The organism is Mesorhizobium comanense, from assembly GCF_005503535.1.
GTDB lineage: Bacteria > Pseudomonadota > Alphaproteobacteria > Rhizobiales > Rhizobiaceae > Mesorhizobium > Mesorhizobium comanense.
The window spans coordinates 297,389-318,366 of sequence record NZ_SCNN01000007.1 but is presented as its reverse complement, the minus strand read 5'-3'; the positions used below and the strand labels follow the sequence as shown (position 1 = coordinate 318,366).

19 protein-coding genes and 1 pseudogene are annotated in these 20,978 nt (G+C 62.5%); 18 read left to right on the top strand and 2 right to left on the bottom strand.

The window, feature by feature from the left end; all coding sequences use genetic code 11:
• The 8 genes and pseudogenes from FFS37_RS15410 to FFS37_RS15375 form a co-directional block, all read left to right on the top strand.
• Window positions 1-181 (top strand): annotated as a pseudogene (locus tag FFS37_RS15410) (hypothetical protein); the annotation flags it as partial.
• 99 nt (window positions 182-280) lie between these two features.
• Complete coding sequence (locus FFS37_RS15405; RefSeq protein ID WP_137931798.1) at window positions 281-1,090, top strand: sulfite exporter TauE/SafE family protein; 810 nt, start codon at window positions 281-283, stop codon at window positions 1,088-1,090.
• 380 nt (window positions 1,091-1,470) lie between these two features.
• A complete protein-coding gene (locus FFS37_RS15400) occupies window positions 1,471-2,568 on the top strand; it encodes an alkene reductase (RefSeq protein WP_137931797.1) in 1,098 nt (365 codons plus the stop codon).
• A 294-nt stretch (window positions 2,569-2,862) separates the two neighbouring features.
• Complete coding sequence (locus FFS37_RS15395; RefSeq protein ID WP_137931796.1) at window positions 2,863-4,107, top strand: ABC transporter substrate-binding protein; 1,245 nt, start codon at window positions 2,863-2,865, stop codon at window positions 4,105-4,107.
• Window positions 4,108-4,191: 84 nt separating this feature from the next.
• A complete protein-coding gene (locus FFS37_RS15390) occupies window positions 4,192-5,145 on the top strand; it encodes a carbohydrate ABC transporter permease (protein WP_137931795.1) in 954 nt (317 codons plus the stop codon).
• Window positions 5,142-6,008: a carbohydrate ABC transporter permease gene (locus tag FFS37_RS15385; protein WP_137931794.1), complete on the top strand. Its 867-nt coding sequence runs from the start codon at window positions 5,142-5,144 to the stop codon at window positions 6,006-6,008. Before FFS37_RS15390 ends, FFS37_RS15385 begins: the two co-directional genes overlap by 4 nt.
• Before the next feature lie 19 nt (window positions 6,009-6,027).
• The gene (locus FFS37_RS15380; protein WP_137931793.1) at window positions 6,028-7,545 is read left to right on the top strand and encodes a DUF5060 domain-containing protein; all 1,518 of its coding nucleotides are present in this window, start codon (window positions 6,028-6,030) and stop codon (window positions 7,543-7,545) included.
• 118 nt (window positions 7,546-7,663) lie between these two features.
• Complete coding sequence (locus tag FFS37_RS15375) at window positions 7,664-8,728, top strand: ABC transporter ATP-binding protein (RefSeq protein ID WP_137931792.1); 1,065 nt, start codon at window positions 7,664-7,666, stop codon at window positions 8,726-8,728.
• 426 nt (window positions 8,729-9,154) lie between these two features.
• Here FFS37_RS15375 and FFS37_RS15370 read toward each other — a convergent pair whose 3' ends face one another.
• Together FFS37_RS15370 and FFS37_RS15365 are read right to left on the bottom strand one after the other, a co-directional pair.
• The gene (locus tag FFS37_RS15370; RefSeq protein WP_137931791.1) at window positions 9,155-10,255 is read right to left on the bottom strand and encodes an alcohol dehydrogenase family protein; all 1,101 of its coding nucleotides are present in this window, start codon (window positions 10,253-10,255) and stop codon (window positions 9,155-9,157) included.
• A 133-nt stretch (window positions 10,256-10,388) separates the two neighbouring features.
• Window positions 10,389-10,880 carry an Lrp/AsnC family transcriptional regulator gene (locus FFS37_RS15365; protein ID WP_137931790.1) on the bottom strand — a complete coding sequence of 164 codons (492 nt, stop codon included), beginning with the start codon at window positions 10,878-10,880 and terminating at the stop codon, window positions 10,389-10,391.
• 83 nt (window positions 10,881-10,963) lie between these two features.
• On the opposite strand from FFS37_RS15365, the gene ehuR reads away from it, so the two are divergent.
• The 10 genes from ehuR to doeB all read left to right on the top strand — a co-directional run bounded on the left by ehuR (window position 10,964) and on the right by doeB (window position 20,960).
• Complete coding sequence (ehuR, locus tag FFS37_RS15360; protein ID WP_137931789.1) at window positions 10,964-12,349, top strand: MocR-like ectoine utilization transcription factor EhuR; 1,386 nt, start codon at window positions 10,964-10,966, stop codon at window positions 12,347-12,349.
• Between the two features lie 124 nt (window positions 12,350-12,473).
• Window positions 12,474-13,265 carry an ectoine/hydroxyectoine ABC transporter ATP-binding protein EhuA gene (ehuA, locus tag FFS37_RS15355; RefSeq protein WP_137931788.1) on the top strand — a complete coding sequence of 264 codons (792 nt, stop codon included), beginning with the start codon at window positions 12,474-12,476 and terminating at the stop codon, window positions 13,263-13,265.
• Between the two features lie 73 nt (window positions 13,266-13,338).
• Window positions 13,339-14,190 carry an ectoine/hydroxyectoine ABC transporter substrate-binding protein EhuB gene (gene ehuB, locus FFS37_RS15350; protein ID WP_137931787.1) on the top strand — a complete coding sequence of 284 codons (852 nt, stop codon included), beginning with the start codon at window positions 13,339-13,341 and terminating at the stop codon, window positions 14,188-14,190.
• A gap of 166 nt (window positions 14,191-14,356) precedes the next feature.
• Window positions 14,357-15,016, top strand: coding sequence for an ectoine/hydroxyectoine ABC transporter permease subunit EhuC (ehuC, locus tag FFS37_RS15345; RefSeq protein ID WP_137931786.1), 660 nt, complete (start codon window positions 14,357-14,359; stop codon window positions 15,014-15,016).
• 33 nt (window positions 15,017-15,049) lie between these two features.
• Window positions 15,050-15,709, top strand: coding sequence for an ectoine/hydroxyectoine ABC transporter permease subunit EhuD (gene ehuD, locus FFS37_RS15340; RefSeq protein WP_137931785.1), 660 nt, complete (start codon window positions 15,050-15,052; stop codon window positions 15,707-15,709).
• A gap of 5 nt (window positions 15,710-15,714) precedes the next feature.
• Window positions 15,715-16,491, top strand: a complete 777-nt coding sequence (gene eutA, locus FFS37_RS15335) for an ectoine utilization protein EutA (protein ID WP_137931811.1) — start codon at window positions 15,715-15,717, stop codon at window positions 16,489-16,491.
• Between the two features lie 5 nt (window positions 16,492-16,496).
• Complete coding sequence (gene eutB / locus FFS37_RS15330) at window positions 16,497-17,483, top strand: hydroxyectoine utilization dehydratase EutB (RefSeq protein WP_137931784.1); 987 nt, start codon at window positions 16,497-16,499, stop codon at window positions 17,481-17,483.
• 232 nt (window positions 17,484-17,715) lie between these two features.
• Window positions 17,716-18,708, top strand: a complete 993-nt coding sequence (locus tag FFS37_RS15320) for a cyclodeaminase (protein ID WP_137931783.1) — start codon at window positions 17,716-17,718, stop codon at window positions 18,706-18,708.
• Window positions 18,709-18,775: 67 nt separating this feature from the next.
• A complete protein-coding gene (gene doeA / locus FFS37_RS15315) occupies window positions 18,776-19,954 on the top strand; it encodes an ectoine hydrolase DoeA (RefSeq protein WP_137931782.1) in 1,179 nt (392 codons plus the stop codon).
• A 4-nt stretch (window positions 19,955-19,958) separates the two neighbouring features.
• Window positions 19,959-20,960, top strand: coding sequence for a N(2)-acetyl-L-2,4-diaminobutanoate deacetylase DoeB (gene doeB, locus FFS37_RS15310; RefSeq protein WP_137931781.1), 1,002 nt, complete (start codon window positions 19,959-19,961; stop codon window positions 20,958-20,960).
• Window positions 20,961-20,978 lie beyond the last annotated feature (18 nt).

Genomic DNA, 20,978 nt, shown 5'->3' with positions numbered 1-20,978 from the left:
TGGCGTAGCCGCGCTGTTCATGGCGCAATTGGGCCAGATGGTGCTCGCCTTGGGCGCCGAGACCTCGGTGCAGCTTCTCGTGCAGGCGCTGGCGATCGTGGTCGCCGTTACGATCCGGCACGTGCCGATGCTCCTCGGGATGTTCCGGGTCTCGATGCGCGGGCAAGGTCGACCCCGGTAACCTCCAGGCGGTTGGCGGAGTGGTCAGCCATGATCCGACCGACTAAGTAACCGGCTCCAGGCAATCCGGCTCGGTGCCGGCAAATGTGCGGCGACAGGAATGCATGCGAGCCTGACCTTCTACATCGTGATGTCCGTCGCGGTAACAATTCTCGGTCTCTCGAAGGGCGGGTTCGCCGGAATCGGTATGGTCAGTACGCCGATGGTCGCCTTGGTGACCGATCCGGTGACTGCCGCGGGCCTGATGTTGCCGGTCATGTTGGTACAGGACCCGGTTGCCGTGTTCCTCTATCGACGCAGTTTCGACCGGCGGCTTCTCGTCACGATGATACCGGGCGGGGCAGTCGGCATCGTCGCGGCATATCTGCTCGCTTCAAGCATGCCCGAATGGGGCATACAGTGCGCGCTCGGCGTCGTTTCGCTGATTTTCTCGGTCTGGCAACTCGTCATTCATGCCAAGGGCGCTCCCGCACTCGCGGCAAACTACAGCTTCGACAAGCTGCTTGGCATCGGCGCCGGCGCCGCAGGCGGTTTCGCGAGTGCGGTTGCTCACGCCGGCTCGCCGCCTTTTCAGATTTACGTTTGGCCGAAACGGCTTGCCAAGGAGGTTTATGTCGGCACGAGCGTGATGTACTTCGCGGCGCTGAACGCGATGAAGCTGCCGAGCTACGCAGCGCTTGGTCTGTTCAGTCTCGATCACCTGCTGACGAGCGCGATCTTTGTGCCGGTCGCCGTATTGTCGAGCTGGCTAGGCGTCCGGTTGGTTCGCCGCGTCGATGTGAGAGGCTTCAACTTCGTCGTAACGATCATCCTGCTTCTGATCAGCTTCGTTCTGCTGGGGCAAGCCTGGCACGAAGCAGAAACGGCTCGATCCGACCCGAGCCGGCCGATCGCTCATCTGACAAACTGAGAATTGTCGCAGTTCGCGCACGCCCAGTGATCAACAAGGATCGATCGATAAAAGATAATTGATTTGCATTAGTCAAACGTGATTTTTGAGGCTACATTCGCCTCGTCGCTGGATCTTGCTGCATGGAGCTCACCATTTTGCTGCGCAGAAGATGTCGATCCGTCGCCGTTTCGGGGTGCCATCGCGCTTGCCGACGCTTTGTGAATGGCCCTTTCGGGAGTTCGCTCACACGCGCAAGGGGGCGCCTGTCACTGCTTTGATGATCAACAGGCGTAATGTGATAAAGACAAATTCATTTGTAATTGACTAATCAAAAGACGTGTGCTTCGTTGCTCCATGAAAGCGGGGCGCGGGCACCCGATGCATTGAGAGGAGCTAGAGTGTTCGAAAAGCTTTTGTCGTCGGCGAAGTTCGGGCCTTGGGAGCTCAACAGCCACGTCGTTATGCCGCCGTTGACCCGCAATCGGGCTCAGCCGGACTTCAGCCCCAACGAGCAAGCGCCGTTATATTATGGACAGCGCAGTGGCGCGGGTCTCGTGATCTGCGAGGCTACCCAGGTGAGCCCGGAGGCAACCGGCTACCCGCGGACCCCGGGCATATGGACGAAAAAGCAGACCGCCTTGTGGCGCGAGGTCGTCGACCAGATCCATGCCGGCGGTGCCAAGGCCGTTATCCAGCTTTGGCATTGCGGCCGCATTGCCCATCCGGACAACCAGCCGGAGGGCTGCTATCCGATCGCCCCGTCCGCGGTGAAGCCGAAGATGCCGATCTATACCGACGTCTCCGGCGGCCTTACCGAAAATCCCACTCCGCGCGAAATGATTGAGGAAGACATTCGCGGTGTCGTCGAGTCGTATCGCTCGGCATGCCAGAACGCCAAGTCCGCGGGCTTCGACGGGGTCGAACTGCATGGCGCCAATGGCTACATTGTCGACCAATTCGCCTCGTCCAACACCAATCTGCGTACCGATGACTGGGGTGGATCGCTCGAAAAGCGCATGCGCTTCATGGAAGAGGTGCTCAAGGCCATGACCAGCGTTTACGATCCGGCTTGCGTCGGGGTGCGCTTGTCGCCCTACGGCAAGTTCAACGAGATCGACGACGAGAATCCCGCTGCCAAATACGAAGCGATGCTGCGCACTGCGGAGGAGGCGGGTATTGGCTACGTCCACATCATTCGACCGGTTGTTAGCGGCAACATCCAGATGAAGGCGAGTGCGCTCGACGGTGAGGTGATCGACACTGCGCGCAGGATTTTCTCCCGGCGGGTGATCGGGGCTGCGGGCTACACCCCGCAATCCGCTGAGGCGGAGTTGCAAGCCGGCCGCGTTGATCTGGTTGCGTTCGGCCGCGCCTTTGTCGGCAACCCGGATCTGGTGGAACGCATTCGCCGCAACGTGCCCTTTGCCGAAAGCGACGAGGCAACCTTCTATACGCCTGGAAGCAAGGGCTATGCGGATTATCCTGCCGCGACTTGACGGCATAGGCCCGCGGCTGTGTCGTCGCTCTGGTTCGATTCTTTCATTCACACCTAGCCGCGAAGACGCGGCCGGGGGCCTTTTGTGATTACTTCGACGTCTCCGCCGAATTTGAACCCACACCCAACACCGTCGAAAACGCGCTGCTTTCATGCGCTCCGATCCATCATGTCCCGTTCTTTGGGCGGGTGAGCTACAGGTACATCCAAGTCCTTATCTCATTATACCAGTTGACATGATGATGATTGCTACTAGGGTTTGGAGGTGCAGGTAGGTTTAGCCAGGGAGGAGAACATGAAATCATCGAGGAAACTTCAAAGCGTAGCGCGTTTGGGTGCGATCGCGATGATGTTCACTGGCGCGGCATCGGCCCAGGAGGTCAAGGTCTGGACTTTGACCTTCGCCAACGATTCCGCCAACAAGGCCTGGGCTGACATCGTCAAGGACTTCGAGGCCGCCAATCCGGGGGTCACTATCAAGGTCGAGGGCCGCGGGGTCGATGAGCACAAGTCGGCGCTGCGCGTTGCGGCCGGCTCGGACCAGGGTCCGGATATCTTCTTCAGTTGGGGCGGCCTTGGCCTGGGCGGCGAATTCGTCAAGGCGGGGCTCAGTCTGCCGCTCGACAAATACTACGCTGAATACAAATGGGATGACGAGTTTCTTTCTTCCGCGCTGTCCTTTTCCAAGCAATATGAGGGCGGGCGCCACGGCCTACCCTACACGTTCCATGGCGAGGCGCTCTACTACAACAAGGCGCTGTTCGAGAAGGCCGGCATCACCACGGCGCCCGCGACCTATGATGAGCTCGTCGCCGACGCCGAGAAGCTCAAGGCTGCCGGCATTCCGGCGATCACCTTTGGCGGAACCGTCAACTGGCACGTCATGCGTCTCATGGACATGATCCTGGAAACCAAATGCGGCGTCGAGAAGCACGACCAACTGATGGGCATGCGGGTGAGCTGGGCTGACGAGGCATGCGTTACGGCCTCCTTTGAGGAACTCCACAAATGGACGTCGAATTACACGCTGAAGCCATTCATGGGCATCGATCAGGCGCAGTCGTTCAATCTCTTCCTCGGCAATCGGGCCGCCATGATGCTTGAAGGCGACTGGCTGGTGGGTCAGCTCAAGGGCGAGAACCGCACAGCCGATTTCGATGTGTTCCCGTTTCCGACGGGCACGGACCGCCTCTATGGTTTCGCCGAGTACAACTACATTTCGACCAAGAGCAAAAATCCCGATATCGCCGCCAAATTCCTGAACTATCTGGAATCCACCGAGGTGCAGCAGAAGCACCTCGGCGACTTCGGCTCGATCTCGGTCAACAAGAACGTGAAATACACGAGCACGGAGCCACTCGATCAGAAATGGATCGAGATCTTCGGCAAGTTCCCGTCGACATTCGTCAATGGCGACCAGGCCTTTCCGCTTGATGTCACCACCGAATATTTCCGGGTGATCAACGAAGTCGCGAGCGACAATCTCGACCCCAAGGCAGCGGCCGCCGAACTGCAGAAATTCATCGGCAACCGCAGCTGATCTTGAACTTGGCGATCGCCGGTCCCGACAAGCCGCAGTCCGGGGCCGGCCAGCCGATTCTTTCGCACCGCTCCTGAACGGGACATGGCCGTGAACATTTCCGCCGCCGATCACCATGCGCGAGCGCCAGCCCGGTCAGGCCAGCTTCGCCGGAAACTGCAGGATCCGACCCTGCAGGGATTGATGCTGCTGGCACCCGCGGTGCTGGTCTACGCGGTCTTTGCCTTCTACCCGATGATCGACGTGATCCAGTTCAGTTTCATGAAATGGAATGGACTGAACGCGGACAAGCAATGGGTTGGACTCGACAATTACCGCTACGTGCTCGCCGTCGATCCGGTGTTCTGGGTCGCGTTCCGGAACACGCTGATCTGGACAGCGCTCTCCGTGATCTTTCCACCGCTGATCGGCTTTGGGCTGGCGCTCGGTCTCAACCAGAACATTCCTGGCCGTTCGCCACTGCGGGCTTTGTTCTACATGCCCGTGATCATCGCGCCGATCGCGGTGGCAACCATGTGGCGCTGGATGTTCGACCCGTTCTTCGGGCTCTTCAACAGCCTGCTCACCACAGCGGGATGGACCAACTTGATCCAGGATTGGTTGGGCGACCGCAACGTCGCGCTCTATTCGGTCTTCATAGGCTATGTCTGGGAGGTCGCGGGCTTCTCCATGGTGTTGTTCCTGGCCGGGCTGCAAGGCGTCTCTCAAACGCTGATCGAAGCCGCCCGCATCGATGGCGCGGGACGCTTCCAGGTGTTCCGCTACGTGACGCTGCCGGCGCTGAGGCCCACCGTCACCATCGTCCTGATCCTGTCGCTGATCAACTCGCTGAAGGCCTTCGACATCGTCTACGGCATGACCGGCGGCGGACCGGCGCAATCGACGCAGATGCTGGCCATGTGGGCCTATACACAAGCCATGCAGCTCGGTGACTTCGGCCGCGGCAGCGCCATTTCGGTGGTGCTTCTGCTCATCACCGTTGTCATCGTTGTCCCCTACCTGCGCTGGACGTTAAAGCGGCATGAGGCCTATCAATGAGCGGCCTCGCCAGTCCTTTTCGCCAGGCCGGCGCGGAGCGCGTGGATCCGCTGCTCGTGGCTCTGTGGATCACGCTGATCATCGTTGCCGTGATCTGGATCGCGCCGTTCGTCTTCATCATTTTCACGTCGCTGAAATCGAACGCGACAGTAATGGGGAGCGGCGCATTCTCGCCACCGACCAGCGTCGCCTGGGAGAATTTCACCAATGCCTGGCGGCGCGGCAATTTCGGCACGACGGTCGTCAACAGCACCATCATCACCGTCATCAAGGTGCCGCTCGGGCTGATGATATCCGCGATGGCCGCTTATTCGTTGAGCCGCATTCAGTTCTGGGGGCACAAGGCGATCTTCCTTGCCATCGTGTTCGGTACGATGATCCCGTTCCAGGTGATGCTGGCGCCGATCTTCAAACAGGTGAACAGCTTTGGGCTGATCAATACCTATGTCGGCATCATCCTGCCCTATCTCGCCTTCGGGGTGCCCTACCAGGTCTTCATCCTGCACGGTTTCTTCAAGGACGTGCCGAAGGAACTGAGCGAGGCGGCGCTTATCGACGGTGCGTCGCACTTCACCGTTTTCCGACGCATCTTTCTGCCGGTGTCGCTGCCGGTGCTGGCGGCCCTGCTTATCCTCGACTTCGTCGCCACCTGGAACGAATTCGCCATGGCGCTGGTCATCCTTCAGGACCCTCAGCGCTGGACGCTGCCCCTTGGCCTGATGTCGTTCCAGAGCCAGTTCGCCCGCGACTACGGCCAGCTCAACGCTGCGATCGTGATGACGGTGCTGCCGGCGGCGATCGTCTATCTCATCTTCCAGCGCTACTTCGTCTCGGGGCTGACCTCCGGCGCGGTCAAGGAATAAGCAACGCAAGGAACCACGCATGGCCCACGACACGACAGTCGAGAAATGGAACATATTCGAAATCGCACTGAAGGGGCCAGCGGAGGGCAACCCCTTTGTCGAGATCGACCTGTCCGCCAGCTTTTCGCAAGCCAGCCGCAGCATTGTGGTTCCCGGCTTCTACGATGGCGACGGCACCTATCGCATCCGTTTCATGCCGGACAATGAAGGCAGCTGGAGCTACATCACGCACTCCAACACCTCGTCGCTTGCGGGCAAGGGCGGCGCCTTCGAGGCTGTGGCGCCTTCGTCCGGCAATCACGGCCCGGTGCATGTGCGCAACAAATTCCATTTCGCGTACGCCGATGGCACGCCCTACTTCCCGTTCGGCACCACTTGCTACGCCTGGACGCACCAACCCCTCGACATGCAGGCCGAGACACTGGCGACCCTGGAGAAGGCACGCTTCAACAAGCTGCGGATGGGTGTCTTCCCCAAGGACTATCCCTTCAACACCAATCCGGCGCTGCACGCGATCTTCGAGGCGGGAGCGGACGGCAAGGAAGATTTCGACCGGCCGAACCCCATTGCATTCCGTCATTTCGAGGAGCAGGTCGGCGCGTTGCGCGATCTCGGCATCGAAGCCGATATCATCATCTTCCATCCCTATGACCGTTGGGGCTATGCCGACATGAGCGCGGCTCAGGATTTTCGCTATGTCGCCTACCTCGCCGCGCGGCTTGCCTCCTACCGCAACGTCTGGTGGTCGCTGGCCAACGAATATGATTTCCTGCTCGACACCAAGCCAATGGCGCAGTGGGACCGCTATTTCCATATCCTGGAGGAAAACGACCCCTACCAACACCTGAAATCGATCCACAATGGCGACCAGTCGATGAATTTCGACCACCGCAAACCATGGGTCAGCCACGTCTGCATCCAGAACTGGGATGTGAAACGCACGCCCGAATGGCGCGACGCCTACGGCAAACCGGTCGTCAACGATGAGCCCGAATATGAAGGTAACATCATCTTCCCATGGGGCAGCATTACCGCCCGGGAACTGGTGCATCGCTTCTGGATCACCGTCATGCGCGGCGGCTATGCGGGCCACGGCGAAACCTACATGCACCCTCAGGATCTCATCTGGTGGGCCAAAGGCGGCAGCCTTCACGGCGAAGCGTGGAAACGGATCGGCTTCCTGCGCGGTCTCATCGAAGAGGACGTCGAGAACGGGCTCGAGCCGATGGGCCACAACAGCGCCTGGCCGTGGAGCCGTGTTTCTGGCGCCAGCGACGGTGCTCTGCGCTACATTTACCTCGGCGAGCATCAGCCGGTCATCTGGTCGACCGGCCTGCCGCTCGAAGATGGCGACTACGACGTCGACATAATCGACGCCTGGGAGATGACCGTGACGCCGGCCAAGACGGTGGCGGCGCCGATCCCGCATCCCACACGCCACGGCTCGGTCGTGCGCGGCGGCAAGGCTGATGCTGCCTTCGCGGTCGAATTGCCCGGCAAACCCTATCAAGCCATCCGCGTAAGGCCACGACGTTAGAGTGGTTCAGCCTTTCACGGAAAACACTGAACCGCTCTGTCTCTTTGTTTTGACGCAATCCCAAACGGAAAACCGCTTCACGCCTTTCCTGGAGTTGCTCTTGAAATGAGGTACCTCGATGTCATCTGTCCAGATCGTTGACGTGAAGAAGTCCTACGGCGCGGCGCCGGTAATCCATGGGGTCAGCGTCGATATCGAGGATGGCGAATTCGTGATCCTGGTCGGCCCTTCGGGCTGCGGAAAATCGACCCTGCTGCGCATGATCGCCGGGCTCGAAACCATCTCGGGCGGCGAGATTTCGATCGGCGAGCGGGTGGTCAACCATCTCCAGCCAAAGGAACGGGACATCGCCATGGTTTTCCAGAACTATGCGCTCTATCCACAGATGACCGTCGCGCAGAATATGGGCTTCGCCCTCGAACTCGCCGGCATCAAGAAGGCCGAGATCAAGGAAAAGGTAGACACGGCGGCGTCGATCCTGGGGCTGCAGCCTCTGCTCACGCGTTATCCGCGCCAGTTGTCCGGCGGCCAGCGCCAGCGCGTCGCCATGGGTCGCGCCATCGTGCGCGATCCCAAGGTATTCCTGTTCGACGAGCCGCTCTCCAACCTCGACGCCAAGCTGCGTGTGCAGATGCGCACCGAGATCAAGGCACTGCACCAGCGGCTCAAATCGACCATCGTCTATGTCACCCACGACCAGATCGAGGCGATGACGATGGCCGATAAGATCGTGGTGCTCAACGGGGGCAGGATCGAGCAGGTCGGAAGCCCGCTCGAGCTCTACGACCGGCCGGTCAACATGTTCGTCGCCGGCTTTCTTGGATCGCCGGCGATGAATTTCATCGAAGGAACGGCGCGCGACAATCCGCATCCCGGCCTCGAACTGGACAACGGATCGATCATCCCGCTGTCAGCCATTCCTGCCGCAGCCGTAGGGCGACGCCTCGTGCTAGGCGTGCGTCCGGAAGACATTCAGATCGACAGCACAACCGGCGCAGCGGCAAGGGTAATCGTCGTCGAGCCAACGGGCGCCGAGACGCATCTTTCTGTCGAAATGGCCGGCCACGAGATCGTCTGCGTGCTGCGCGAGCGCGTCAGTTTACGGCCGGACGAGACCGTCATGCTGTCGCTGCGAAAGTCGACCGCGCATTTCTTCGACCCGGCGTCAGGGGACCGCATCTGAGAGGGTGCGGCGTTGTCGAGTGCGAGGTCAGATTGTCCCGCCAACTTTTCAGCGGGCTCGTATCCGTTGTGGTCAGTGTGCGCGATAGCGTGCATTTAAGCCCAATCCAATGCACTGCCGCGCTGTGTAAGAAATTGAAAGCATAGCTACCTGGTAGTCGATGCTGATTGACGGCGCGATTTCCTGTGAGCGGCCTTCGACGGCAGGACATGAAGCAGGCCTCAGAGCTTCTGCCCTCGTGGCAGCATCATCTCTGGATGCCCATTTTTATCGGGCTTTCCGTCTGGGGCATTCTTGGGAAGTTCAAGAAGTGGGCGCAGGGAAAAGCACCTCCCATTACAAGTCGATAACTGTTGCAGCTCTTGGTCGAGCTACATGAGCGCGAAGCTGCAATTTTTGATTACAGGGCCGTCCGTTTGGCCCGGCTCAACAATACCGTTCGTTGCCCCACATCGCGTCCGGCACCACGACCAGCTTGCCGACAAACTCCTTGCCCATGAAGTCAGTCTGGGCGCGGTGGAAATCCGACAGTTTATAGACGCCGCCCACCAAAGGCTTGATTTTCTTCTGCTCGATGTAGTGCACGATGCGGCTGAAATCCGCGCGCGTGCCCTGGCTCGATCCGTTGAGCTGAAGCTGTTTCAGATACAGGGTTCGCAGGTCCAGTTGCACGACCGGGCCGGCGATGGCGCCCGCTGTGGTGTAGCGGCCCTCGGGTCGCAGGATCCGCAAAAGATCGTTGAAGATCGCCCCGCCGACCAGGTCGGCGACCACGTCGATGGGTTGGCCGGCGGTCGCCTTGTCGACAGCTGCCGGCAGGTCCGCCACGCCGCGCGTGATCACCTTCTCGGCGCCGATATCGAGCACCGCCTGTTCCTTGCCCCTGCCGACCAAGGCATAGGGAATTGCGCCGCGCGCCCTCGCCAGTTGCACGATGCCGGAGCCGACGCCGCCCGACGCGCCGGTGACGAGCACCCGCTCTCCGGCCTTCAGCGCCGCGCGCTCCAGCATCTGCTCGCCGGTGAGATAGGCGCAACAGAAGGTGGCGAGTTCGATATCGCTCAAATCGGTGTCGACGAGATGTGCGTTCGCCGCCGGCAGCGCCTGATACTCGGCATAACCGCCGTCGCGGCCATGGCCCATATAGTCTATGTCGGCAAGGGAATCGTCGTCGCGGTTGTAGATGGAGAAATCGACCATGACGCGCTCGCCGATCCGACCGTCAGGCACGCCATCGCCGACAGCAACGATGGTGCCCACCGTGTCGGTGCCTTGGATGCGCGGGAAGGTGAGCGTATTGCCTTGCCGGCGCCAGGTCGATACGGCGGCGGCATCTTCCTCCGTGCCATAGGCGCCCTGGCGCACCCAGACATCGGTGTTGTTCATGCCGCAGGCGCTGACCCTGACCAGCACTTCGCCGGCGGCAGGCACGGGCACCTTCACATCGGTGCGGTAGACGAGCTTCTCCAGGCCGCCATGGCCGGTAAGCTGCACGGCGGCCATCGTTGTCGGAACGGTCCTGGTCATGGGTGCGCGGACATCGATTTCTCCTTGGATGTCCAAAGCATCGGACGCCATGAGCGAAAAAGGAGGCTTTTTCGGCACCCATCGGTGGAGAGATTGTCTCAATTGGCCGGCGGCCGCAGCCGATCTCTCCAGGTCAGGATTGCTGCGGCAGCAATTCGGCCACAGGCAGCACGGTGTCCTCCTTCACCGTCTTGGTGACGATATAGGTGAAATAGCGATCGATACCGATCTCACGCCCGAGCAGGTCGTCCACCAGCCGCTGATAGGCATCGATGTCACGCGCCATGACCTTCAGCAAATAGTCGACGCCGCCGCCCACCGACCAGCAGGCGACGATCTCTGGAATGTCGCGGATGATGCGCTCGAAGCGGTCGAAATCGGCCTGGCGGTGGCTGGCCAGCGTCACTTCCATCAGAACGGTGGCGACCGGCGCCAACACGCGCATGGCGATCCGCGCATGATAGCCCGAAACGATGCCGGCCTTCTCCAGCTTGCGCAATCGCATCCAGCATGGCGTCGGCGACAGCCCGACCTGTTCGGCCAGCGCCAGCTTGGTGATGCGTCCGTCGCGCTGGATGGCGTCGAGAATCCTGAGGTCGATCGCGTCGAGTTTTGCGGCAGTCATTCTGGCTCACTTTTTCGTCCACGATACCATGATGGCGCATTATTTCGATTGTCAATTGCACTGATTTAGATCTCTAATAAGTCATGACATTGTGGCAACCCGATCCAGCGCTGATCCGGCGTCCGGCGTATCAATCGCTGGCCGACCAGTTCGCGCGCGCCATTCATGACGGGCGCCTTGCCAATGGCGCAAGGCTGCCGACCCATCGTCGCCTGGCCGATGACCTGAAACTGTCGGTGCAGACGGTCAGCCGTGCCTACGAGGAACTGATCCGGCGCGGCCTGATTTCGGGCGAGATCGGCCGCGGCAGCTTCGTCCAGACCCAGCGCCGTGAACCGGAGCCGCCCTATCTGCCGGAGCGCCTGGGCGAAGTCATCGATCTTTCGATCCTCAAGCCCGTCTGCGAGCCGATGCATCTGGAGCGCATGAAACAGGCGCTTGGCTGGCTGGCGGAGAACCTGCCGTCGAGTTCGGCATTGTCCTTCCGGCCGAACGTGGTGTTTCCGCGCCACCGCGCAGTGGCCGTCGAATGGCTGAAGCTGTGCGGGCTCGAGGTTTCGGCGCAGAACGTCAGTCTGACCAACGGCGCGACCGCCGGCATGACGGTGGCGCTGATGAGCGTCGCGCCGCCGGGCTCGACGGTTGCCACCGAGGCCATCGGCCATCACACGCTGGTGCCGCTGGCGCGCTATCTCGGCTTCAACCTCGAAGGCCTGCCGATCGATGGCAATGGCCTCATTCCGGAAGCGCTGGACGAGGCGTGCCGGCATTCCGACATCCGCGCGGTTTTCGTCCAGCCTTCGGTCATCAATCCCACCGCGACGCTCATGGATGCGGCGCGGCGCGCCGAGATCGCTGCCGTTGCGCGCAAGCACGACATCGCCATCATCGAGAATGATGTGCTGGGTCCGTTGGTCGAGGACCGGCCGCCGCCGGTGGCCGCCTTCGCGCCGGAGCGCACGCTCTACGTCACCTCCTTCACCAAGATTACCGTGCCCGGCCTGCGCATCGGCTATCTCGCGGCGCCCGACCGCTATGTCGCCGCCGTCGCCAACCGCCATCTGGTGTCCAACTGGATGGCGACGCCGATGGTGGCCGAGATCGCCACCAAATGGGTGGCCGACGGCACCGCGATGGACCTGGTGCGCTGGCAGCGCGCGGCGCTGCGGCGGCGGCAGGACATTGCCGCCGAAGTGCTCGCCGGCGTCGATTGCCGCTCCCGGCGCGATGCTTTGCATGTGTGGCTGGAACTGCCTGCCGACCGGGCCGAGGAAAGTTTCGTCGCCCAGGCCCGGTTGCAGGGTGTGGCGATCGCGCCGGGCACATCCTTCCGCATCTCCGACGCGCCCTGGCATCCGGCGGTGCGCATCTCGCTGGGCTCGACCACCGAAGGGGAACTGCGCGCCGGCCTCGGCGTTGTCACCAAGCTGCTGCTTGGCGATCCGGAGCATCTGCTGCTGGCGATTTAGGCCGACAGTGCCGCGGAATTGAGCGCAATCAGAATAATTGTCATGATATTATTTTATCAATTGACATGATTTGGCGCGTTCCGCATCGTTAAGGGCACAGGCTTCTCCAGAAGGGGAAATTCACTTGTCCACAGCCGCGCCCATCATCAAGGTCGACGCCATCTCGAAGAGCTTCGGCGCCTTCAAGGTGCTGGACGGCCTGTCGATGCAGGTCATGCCGCGCGAGAAGCTGGCGCTGATCGGCCCGTCCGGCTCGGGCAAGACGACGATCCTGCGCATCCTGATGACGCTCGAGCGTATCGACGGCGGTCATATTCAGATCGAGGGCGAGCACCTCTACCACATGGAGCGCAACGGACAGTTGCTGCCGGCCGACGAGCGGCATCTCGCCAGGATGCGGCAGAAGATCGGCATGGTCTTCCAGCTGTTCAACCTGTTTCCGCACAAGAGCGTCATCGACAATGTGACGCTGGCGCCGATGCTGACCAAGGGAGTGGCGCGCGCCGCTGCCGAGAAGCGGGCGATGGAACTGCTCGACATGGTGGGCATGGCCGACAAGGCCAAGGCGATGCCGGCACAGCTCTCGGGCGGCCAGAAGCAGCGCGTTGCCATCGCCCGCGCGCTCGCGCTGCAGCCCAAGATCATGCTGTTCGACGAAGTCACATCGGCGCTCGACCCGGAACTGGTCGAGGAAGTGCTCAACGTGCTGTGGCGGCTATGCGCCGAGACCGACATGACCATGCTGCTCGTCACCCACGAGATGGGTTTCGCCCACGATTTCGCCGATCGGGTGCTGTTTTTCGACCGCGGCCGCATCGTCGAGGAAGGCAAGCCCGACGAGATTTTCCGCCATCCCAAGCAGGAGCGCACGCAAGCCTTCCTGAAGAAGATCATCGCGGCCGGGCATCGCGTCTGACCGCCATGTCATGGGCGGCGAGGCCGTCCGAACGAACGAGCAAACCAAGACAAGAAACAAGGAGTTGGGAACAATGAAGAAACTTGGCATTCTGGCCGGCGTCGCCGGCCTTGCGCTTACGGCGGTCCTCGCCGCCTCGATCCCGGGCTCGGCCGACGACAGCAAGCTCGAGCAACTGAAGTCGCAGGGTTTTGCCCGCCTGGCCATCGCCAACGAGCCGCCGTACACGGCGGTCGCCGCCGACGGCAAGGTTTCAGGCGCGGCGCCCGACGTGGCGCGCGAGATCTTCAAACGGCTCGGCGTCGCCGATGTCGTCGCCTCGATCTCCGAATATGGCGCCATGATTCCTGGCCTGCAGGCCGGCCGCTTCGATGTCGTGACGGCCGGCCTGTTCATGAAGCCGGAGCGTTGCGCGGCGGTTGCCTACTCCGAACCGGTGCTGTGCGATGCCGAGGCGATGCTGGTGAAGAAGGGCAATCCCAAGAAATTCAAGAGCTATGAGGATATCGCCAAGGACACGTCGGCCACGATCGGCGCGCCGGGCGGCGGCACCGAGGAAAAGCTGGCGCTCAATGCCGGCGTGCCGCGTGAACGCGTCATCGTCGTGCCTGACGGCCAGAGCGGCCTGAAGATGGTGCAGGATGGCCGCATCGACGCCTACTCGCTGCCAGTGCTCTCCATCAATGATCTGATGAAGAAGGCCAGCGACCCGAACCTCGAAGTCATCGCGCCGGTGCAGGGCGCGCCGGTCTATTGCGACGGCGCGGCCTTCAAGAAGGGCGACGAGGCGTTGCGCGACGCTTTCGATGTCGAGCTCGCCAAGATGAAGAAGTCAGGCGACTTCGCCAAGATCATCGAGCCCTACGGTTTCTCTGCGGCGGCGGCGATGTCGACCACGCGCGACAAGCTCTGCGCGGCGAAGTAGCTCGCAATTTTTCCCTTCTCCCCGTTCACGGGGAGAAGGTGTCACGAAGTGACGGATGAGGGGCGGCGCCAAGTGTGGAGAAGTTAGCGCTGCCCCTCATCTGCCTGCCGGCATCTTCTCCCCGTTGAACGGGGAGAAGGAAGCTAACCGCAAACGTGGAACCCGAATGACCCAGTGGTCCGGCTATTTCGGCCTGATATTGCAGGGAGCGCTTGTCACCATCGAGCTGACGCTGATGGGGTCGGTGCTGGCGCTGATCATGGCCTTTCTTGCCGGCATGGGCCGCCTGTCGCGCTTCTTAATCGTGCGCGCCATCGCCACGGCCTATATCGAATTCTTCCGCGGCACCTCGATCTTCGTGCAGTTGTTCTTCGCCTATTTCGTGTTGCCGCTGGTGGGTTTGGAACTCACCCCGCTGCAGGCCGGCGTGCTTGCGCTGGGTCTAAATGTCGGTGCCTATGCCGCCGAGGTGGTGCGCGGCGCCGTGCAGTCGATCGGGCGGGAACAGCATGAGGCCTGCATCGCGCTCAATCTCGGCCGCTGGCAGGGCATGCGCCACGTCATCCTGCCGCAAGCCTTTCTGGTCATGCTGCCGACCTTCGGCAACAACGCCATCGAACTGCTGAAAGCGACATCGGTCGTCTCGCTGATCTCGCTTGCCGACCTGACCTTCCAGGCGCAGGTGGTGCGCGCCCAGACCGGCAACACCATGGTGCCGTTCACCACCATCCTCGTCATCTATTTCATCCTGGCGCTGCTCATTTCGTGGGGCGTGCGCTCGCTGGAGCGCCGCCTGGCACGCGGCCTCGATGGGGTGCGCGTCTGATGGATTGGGCCAGGTAATGGATTGGGCCAAATAATGGACTGGGATTGGGATTTCGTCCGGCAGATCATGCCGACCCTCGTCCAGGGGGTTAAGATCACCATCCTGGCGACGCTGCTCGGCTCGGTGCTGGCGGCGGTCGTCGGGCTCGGCATCGCGCTTGCGCGCCGCTCGCCCAACAAGGCCTTGTCGCGCACAGTCGGCTGGGCCGCCGAATTCATCCGCGGCACGCCGCTTCTGGTGCAGCTCTACTTCATCTTCTACGTGCTGCCCGATATCGGCATCCTGCTGCCGCCACTGGTGGCCGGCGTCATCGGGCTCGGGCTGCACTACGGCACCTACACGGCCGAGGTCTATCGCGCCGGCATCGACAATGTGCCGCGCGGCCAGTGGGAAGCCGCCAAGGCGTGCAATCTCAACGCCAGGCAGACCTGGTCGCACATCATCATTCCGCAGGCCATTCCGCCGATGATCCCGGCCCTGGCCAACTACTTCATCGCCATGTTCAAGGAGACGCCGTTGCTCTCGGCGATCACCGTCCTGGAACTGATGAACCAGGCCAAGAGCGTGGCCAACACCTACTATCGCTACCTGGAGCCGATCACGCTGGTCGGCGCCTTCTTCCTCGTCATCAGCCTCTGTTCGGTCGTGCTCCTGCGCTGGCTGGAACGCCGCTACGGCAAGATCGAGAGATGAAAGTCATGAAGCCCTTGCCCGAAATCCGGCTCGAAACCACGCCCCCCGTTCTCGACCAGCGCCCACTGCAAAAGCGTGTCGGCCTGATCGCGCTCGCCACCGACCACACCAGCGAGGTCGACTTCCGCCGCATGGTGGCCAGCGAGCGGATCGGCGTCTACGTCGCGCGCATTCCCTATGCCAATCCCACGACACCGGAGAACCTGCGCAAGATGCAGCCGTCGCTTTCGGCCGGCGCGGCACTCATCCTGCCCGACGAAGCGCTCGATGCCGTCTGCTACTCCTGCACGTCCGCTTCGGTGGTAATCGGCGATGCCGAGATCGAAGCCGCGATCCAGGCGGCCAAGCCTGGCGTTCCGGTCGTGACGCCGCCCATGGCCGGAGTGCGCGGTCTCAATGCCTTCGGCGTCGAGCGCATCAGCATCCTCACACCCTACACCGTCGAGACCAGCCGGCCGATGGCTGCCTATTTCGCCGGCCACGGTTTCGACATCAAGAGCTTCACTTGCCTGGGCTTCGAGGACGATCGCGAGATGGCGCGCATCACGCCTGCGTCGCTTGTCGAACTGGCGCGCAAGGCCATGCATCCGCAGGCCGACGCGCTGTTCGTCTCCTGCACCGCGTTGCGCGCGGCACTTGCGGTGCCCGGCATGGAGGAAGCGATTGGCCGCCCGGTTGTCACAAGCAACCAGGCCAGCGCCTGGAATTGCCTGCGGCTTTGCGGTGACGACACGCCACGGCCCGAGTTCGGCCGGCTGCTGACCAAGCCGCTGGCTGCGTGACCGGCATGGCTGTCACACTTCAGCATATTCGGGCCGCGCGCGGACGCATTTGCGGCAAGGTCGAGCGGACGCCGACGGTGTTGTCGCAAAGCCTTTCCAATCGTGCCGGACATCCCGTCTATCTCAAGCTGGAGCATCATCAGACAACCGGCGCCTTCAAGCTGCGTGGCGCCTCGAACGCCATCGCCGTACTGAGCCCTGAACAGCGATCGCGAGGCGTTGTCGCTGCCTCCACCGGCAATCATGGCCGGGCGCTGGCGCACGCGGCGAAGCTCGAAGGCATGCGCGCCGTGATCTGCATGTCGAAGCTGGTGCCGCAGAACAAGCTTGCTGCCATCCGGGACCTTGGCGCGGAGGTGCGCATCGTCGGCAACAGCCAGGACGACGCACAGCAGGAAGTAGACAGGCTGGTTAAGGAAGAGGGGCTGGTCATGCTGCCGCCCTTCGACCATCCCGAAATCATCGCCGGGCAAGGCACGCTCGGCCTGGAGATCATGGCGCAGGTCCCGGACGCCGCCGCTGTCTTGGTGCCGCTCTCTGGCGGCGGTCTCGCGGCTGGCGTCGCGGAGGCTGTCAAAGGGATCAGTCCAGGCACGAAGGTCATTGGCATCTCGATGGAGCGGGGTGCTGCGATGAAAGCGAGCCTCGATGCCGGCCATCCGGTTCAGGTCGAGGAACTGCCGACGCTGGCGGATTCGCTCGGCGGGGGCATCGGCCTCGATAACCGGCTGACCTTCACCATGTGCCGCAACCTTCTCGACGATGTCGTCCTGCTCACCGAGGACGAGATCGCCGCCGGCATCCGCCACGCTTATGCGCAGGAGCGCGAGATCGTCGAGGGCGCGGGCGCCATGGGCATCGCGGCGTTGCTGGCCGGCAAGGCGAAGGTTGGCGGTCCGACGGTTCTCATTCTTTCCGGCCGCAACATCGACATGGATCTGCACCGCCGGATTGTGTGTGGCGAACTGACCGCCAAGGAGAGCGCCGCATGAAAAATCTCCCACGTCGAGTTCCCGCCAACCCCTCTCTGTCCTGCCGGACATCTCCCCCGCAAGGGGGGAGATTGGCTGTATCGCCGCCGCCGCTTTTCTTGCGGTGCTGGAGATTGGCGAAAGCAGAGGTTCGGGCTGATCTCCCCCCTTGCGGGGGAGATGGCCGGCAGGCCAGAGGGGGGTGTGAGGGAACGCCGCCCTTTGCCATGCAGCAGACGGTGGAGCGCGCCGCATGAGCCGCATGACGATCCTCAGCGAGGCGGAGCTGCGCAAAATCGTGACGCTCGACCTGGAGACGGTCGCTTGCGTTGAAAACGCCTTTCGCGCCTTGGCCACCATGCCCGTGGTGATGCCGCCGATTCTGCGGCTCGACATTCACGAGCATCGTGGCGAGGTCGACGTGAAGTCCGCTTATGTGCCGGGGATAGACGGTTTCGCCGTCAAGATCAGCTCGGGCTTCTTCGACAATCCGGCGCTCGGCCTGCCGAGCGGCGGCGGCATGATGGTGCTGCTTTCGGCCAGGACCGGCGTGGTCGAAGCGCTGCTGCTCGACAATGGCTATCTCACGGATGTCCGTACCGCTGCCGCAGGCGCTGTTGCGGCCAAGCATTTGTCGCGCGAAGACTCTGGGGTGGCGGCGGTCTTCGGCGCCGGCTTGCAGGCTGGGCTGCAATTGGAGGCGCTCCGCCTTATCAGGCCGATCGAGGAAGCGCGTATCTGGGCACGCGACGCCGGCAAGGCCGAGGCGACCGCCGCCCGCCTGCGTGAAAGGCTCGGTATCGTTGTGCGCGCCGAACCGGACGCGGCGAAAGCGGCTGCCGGCGCCGACATCATCGTTACCACCACGCCGTCGACCGAACCGCTGATCAAGCCGGGCTTTGTCTCCGCCGGCCAGCACATCACCGCGATGGGCTCGGATGCGGAGCACAAGAACGAGATCGCGCCCGCGATCCTGCGCATGGCCGATCTCTATGTCGCCGACAGCACCAAACAGACGCGGCGTCTCGGCGAGCTCCACCATGCGATCGCGGCCGGCGTGATGACGGCCGACGCCGAGGTCACCGAACTCGGGCAGATCATCGCCGGGTTGAAGACGGGACGTCGCTCTGCCGGCGACATCACCATCGCCGATCTCACCGGCACCGGCGTGCAGGACACGGCGATCGCCACGCTGGCCCGTGACCGCGCGCGGGCCGCGAACACCGGCACGATTTTTGAAAGCTGATGCTGGCCGCGAGCGTGACAGGTCACGCTCAAACAGGAAACAGGCCCAACAAACGAGGATCAACAAAATGCAGCCAAACCTGAAATTTTCGCGCAGCGAATTCGCCGATCGCCTCGCCAAGACACGGCAATCCATGGAGGCGAAGGGCGTCGATCTTCTGATCGTCAGCGATCCCTCAAACATGGCCTGGCTGACGGGCTATGACGGCTGGTCCTTCTACGTGCATCAGGCGGTCATCGTGCCGCCTTCGGGCGAGCCCGTCTGGTATGGCCGCGGCCAGGACGCCAATGGCGCCAGGCGCACCGCTTATCTCGCGCATGACAACATCATCGGCTACGCCGACCATTATGTGCAGTCGACCGAGCGCCACCCGATGGACTATCTCGCCGGCGTGCTCGCCGAGCGCGGCTGGGACAAGCTCTCGATCGGCGTCGAGATGGACAATTATTGGTTCTCGGCCGCCGCCTTCGCCGCGCTGCAGAAGCACCTGCCCAACGCCCGTTTCGCCGACGCCACCGCACTGGTGAACTGGCAGCGCGCGATAAAGAGCCCGACCGAGATCGACTACATGCGCAAGGCCGCGCGCATCGTCGAGGCGATGCACCAGCGTATCGTCGACAAGGTCGAGGTCGGCATGCGCAAATGCGATCTCGTCGCCGAGATCTATGACGCCGGCACGCGCGGCGTCGACGGTATCGGCGGTGACTATCCGGCGATCGTGCCGCTGCTGCCATCCGGCGCCGACGCCTCGGCGCCGCACCTCACCTGGGACGACAAGCCGATGAAGGCGGGCGAGGGCACGTTCTTCGAGATCGCCGGCTGCTACAACCGCTATCACTTGCCACTGTCGCGCACCGTCTTCCTCGGCAAGCCGACCCAGGCCTTTCTCGACGCCGAGAAGGCGACGCTGGAAGGAATGGAAGCGGGGCTTGCGGCGGCGAAACCCGGCAATGCCTGCGAGGACATCGCCAACGCCTTCTTCGCCGTGCTGAAGAAGTACGGCATCGTCAAGGACAACCGCACCGGCTATTCGATCGGCCTATCCTATCCGCCGGACTGGGGCGAGCGCACCATGAGCCTGCGCCCCGGCGATCGCACCGAGCTCAAGCCCGGCATGACCTTCCATTTCATGACCGGCCTTTGGCTGGAGACGATGGGCCTGGAGATCACCGAGTCCATCCTCATCACCGGGACCGGCGTCGAATGCCTGGCCAATGTGCCGCGCAAGCTCTTCGTGAAGGACTGAGCCGATGCCCGCTTTGCGTCCGTCGCCGATCACGCCGACCGTCGACTTCGAGCGCGATGGCGTCCAGCATGGTTTCCTGCGCCTGCCTTACAGCCGCGACGATTCCGCCTGGGGTTCGGTGATGATGCCCGTCTGCGTCATCCGCAACGGCAACGGTTCGACCGCACTGCTCACCGGCGGCAACCACGGCGACGAGTATGAGGGGCCGCTGGCGCTTTACGAACTCGCTCGCACGCTCGATCCGAAAAACGTCGCCGGCACCGTCATCATCGTGCCGGCGATGAACTATCCGGCCTTCCGTGCCGGTACGCGCACCTCCCCGATCGACAAGGGCAACATGAACCGTTCTTTCCCCGGTCGTCCCGACGGCACGGTGACGGAGAAGATCGCCGACTATTTCCAGCGTGAGCTGCTGCCGCGCGCGGACATCGTGTTCGACTTCCACTCGGGCGGCAGGACGCTGGACTTCGTGCCGTTCTGCGCCGCGCACACGCTTCCGGACAAGGCACAGGAGAAGAAGGCCTTCGCGGCCGTCGAGGCTTTCTCGGCGCCGTTCTCGATGCGCATGACCGAGATCGATGCGGTCGGCATGTACGACACGGCCGCCGAGGAGATGGGCAAGGTCTTCGTCACCACGGAGCTTGGCGGCGGCGGCACCTCGCGCGCTGAAACTGTTCGCATCGCCCGGCGCGGCATTCTCAACGTGCTGCGCCATGCCGGTGTTGTTGCTGGTGCGGTCGAGAAGGGCAGAACTCAATGGTTGGATATGCCGTCCGGCGATTGCTTCGCCTTTGCCGAGGACGACGGCATGATAGAGACGATGGTCGACCTTGGCGAGCCTGTGCAGGATGGCCAGGTCATCGCGCGCATCCATCCGGTCGGGCGCACCGGCCAGGCGCCGGGGGAAATAAAGGCCAGGATGTCTGGGCTGCTCGCCGCGCGTCACTTTCCCGGCCTGGTCAAAGCGGGGGATTGCGCCGGTGTGATTGGCGTCTTGGTTCCATGACGAGCAGCGGGTCGAAAG

What these genes read in the sequence shown, in the direction of transcription:
- FFS37_RS15405 (WP_137931798.1), top strand. Translation starts at nt 281, where the DNA reads ATGCATGCGAGCCTGACCTTCTACATCGTGATGTCCGTCGCGGTAACA.
- FFS37_RS15395 (WP_137931796.1), top strand. Translation starts at nt 2,863, where the DNA reads ATGAAATCATCGAGGAAACTTCAAAGCGTAGCGCGTTTGGGTGCGATC.
- FFS37_RS15390 (WP_137931795.1), top strand. Translation starts at nt 4,192, where the DNA reads ATGGCCGTGAACATTTCCGCCGCCGATCACCATGCGCGAGCGCCAGCC.
- FFS37_RS15385 (WP_137931794.1), top strand. Translation starts at nt 5,142, where the DNA reads ATGAGCGGCCTCGCCAGTCCTTTTCGCCAGGCCGGCGCGGAGCGCGTG.
- FFS37_RS15380 (WP_137931793.1), top strand. Translation starts at nt 6,028, where the DNA reads ATGGCCCACGACACGACAGTCGAGAAATGGAACATATTCGAAATCGCA.
- FFS37_RS15375 (WP_137931792.1), top strand. Translation starts at nt 7,664, where the DNA reads ATGTCATCTGTCCAGATCGTTGACGTGAAGAAGTCCTACGGCGCGGCG.
- FFS37_RS15370 (WP_137931791.1), bottom strand. Translation starts at nt 10,255, where the DNA reads ATGACCAGGACCGTTCCGACAACGATGGCCGCCGTGCAGCTTACCGGC.
- FFS37_RS15365 (WP_137931790.1), bottom strand. Translation starts at nt 10,880, where the DNA reads ATGACTGCCGCAAAACTCGACGCGATCGACCTCAGGATTCTCGACGCC.
- ehuR (WP_137931789.1), top strand. Translation starts at nt 10,964, where the DNA reads ATGACATTGTGGCAACCCGATCCAGCGCTGATCCGGCGTCCGGCGTAT.
- ehuB (WP_137931787.1), top strand. Translation starts at nt 13,339, where the DNA reads ATGAAGAAACTTGGCATTCTGGCCGGCGTCGCCGGCCTTGCGCTTACG.
- ehuC (WP_137931786.1), top strand. Translation starts at nt 14,357, where the DNA reads ATGACCCAGTGGTCCGGCTATTTCGGCCTGATATTGCAGGGAGCGCTT.
- ehuD (WP_137931785.1), top strand. Translation starts at nt 15,050, where the DNA reads ATGGACTGGGATTGGGATTTCGTCCGGCAGATCATGCCGACCCTCGTC.
- eutA (WP_137931811.1), top strand. Translation starts at nt 15,715, where the DNA reads ATGAAGCCCTTGCCCGAAATCCGGCTCGAAACCACGCCCCCCGTTCTC.
- eutB (WP_137931784.1), top strand. Translation starts at nt 16,497, where the DNA reads ATGGCTGTCACACTTCAGCATATTCGGGCCGCGCGCGGACGCATTTGC.
- FFS37_RS15320 (WP_137931783.1), top strand. Translation starts at nt 17,716, where the DNA reads ATGAGCCGCATGACGATCCTCAGCGAGGCGGAGCTGCGCAAAATCGTG.
- doeA (WP_137931782.1), top strand. Translation starts at nt 18,776, where the DNA reads ATGCAGCCAAACCTGAAATTTTCGCGCAGCGAATTCGCCGATCGCCTC.
- doeB (WP_137931781.1), top strand. Translation starts at nt 19,959, where the DNA reads ATGCCCGCTTTGCGTCCGTCGCCGATCACGCCGACCGTCGACTTCGAG.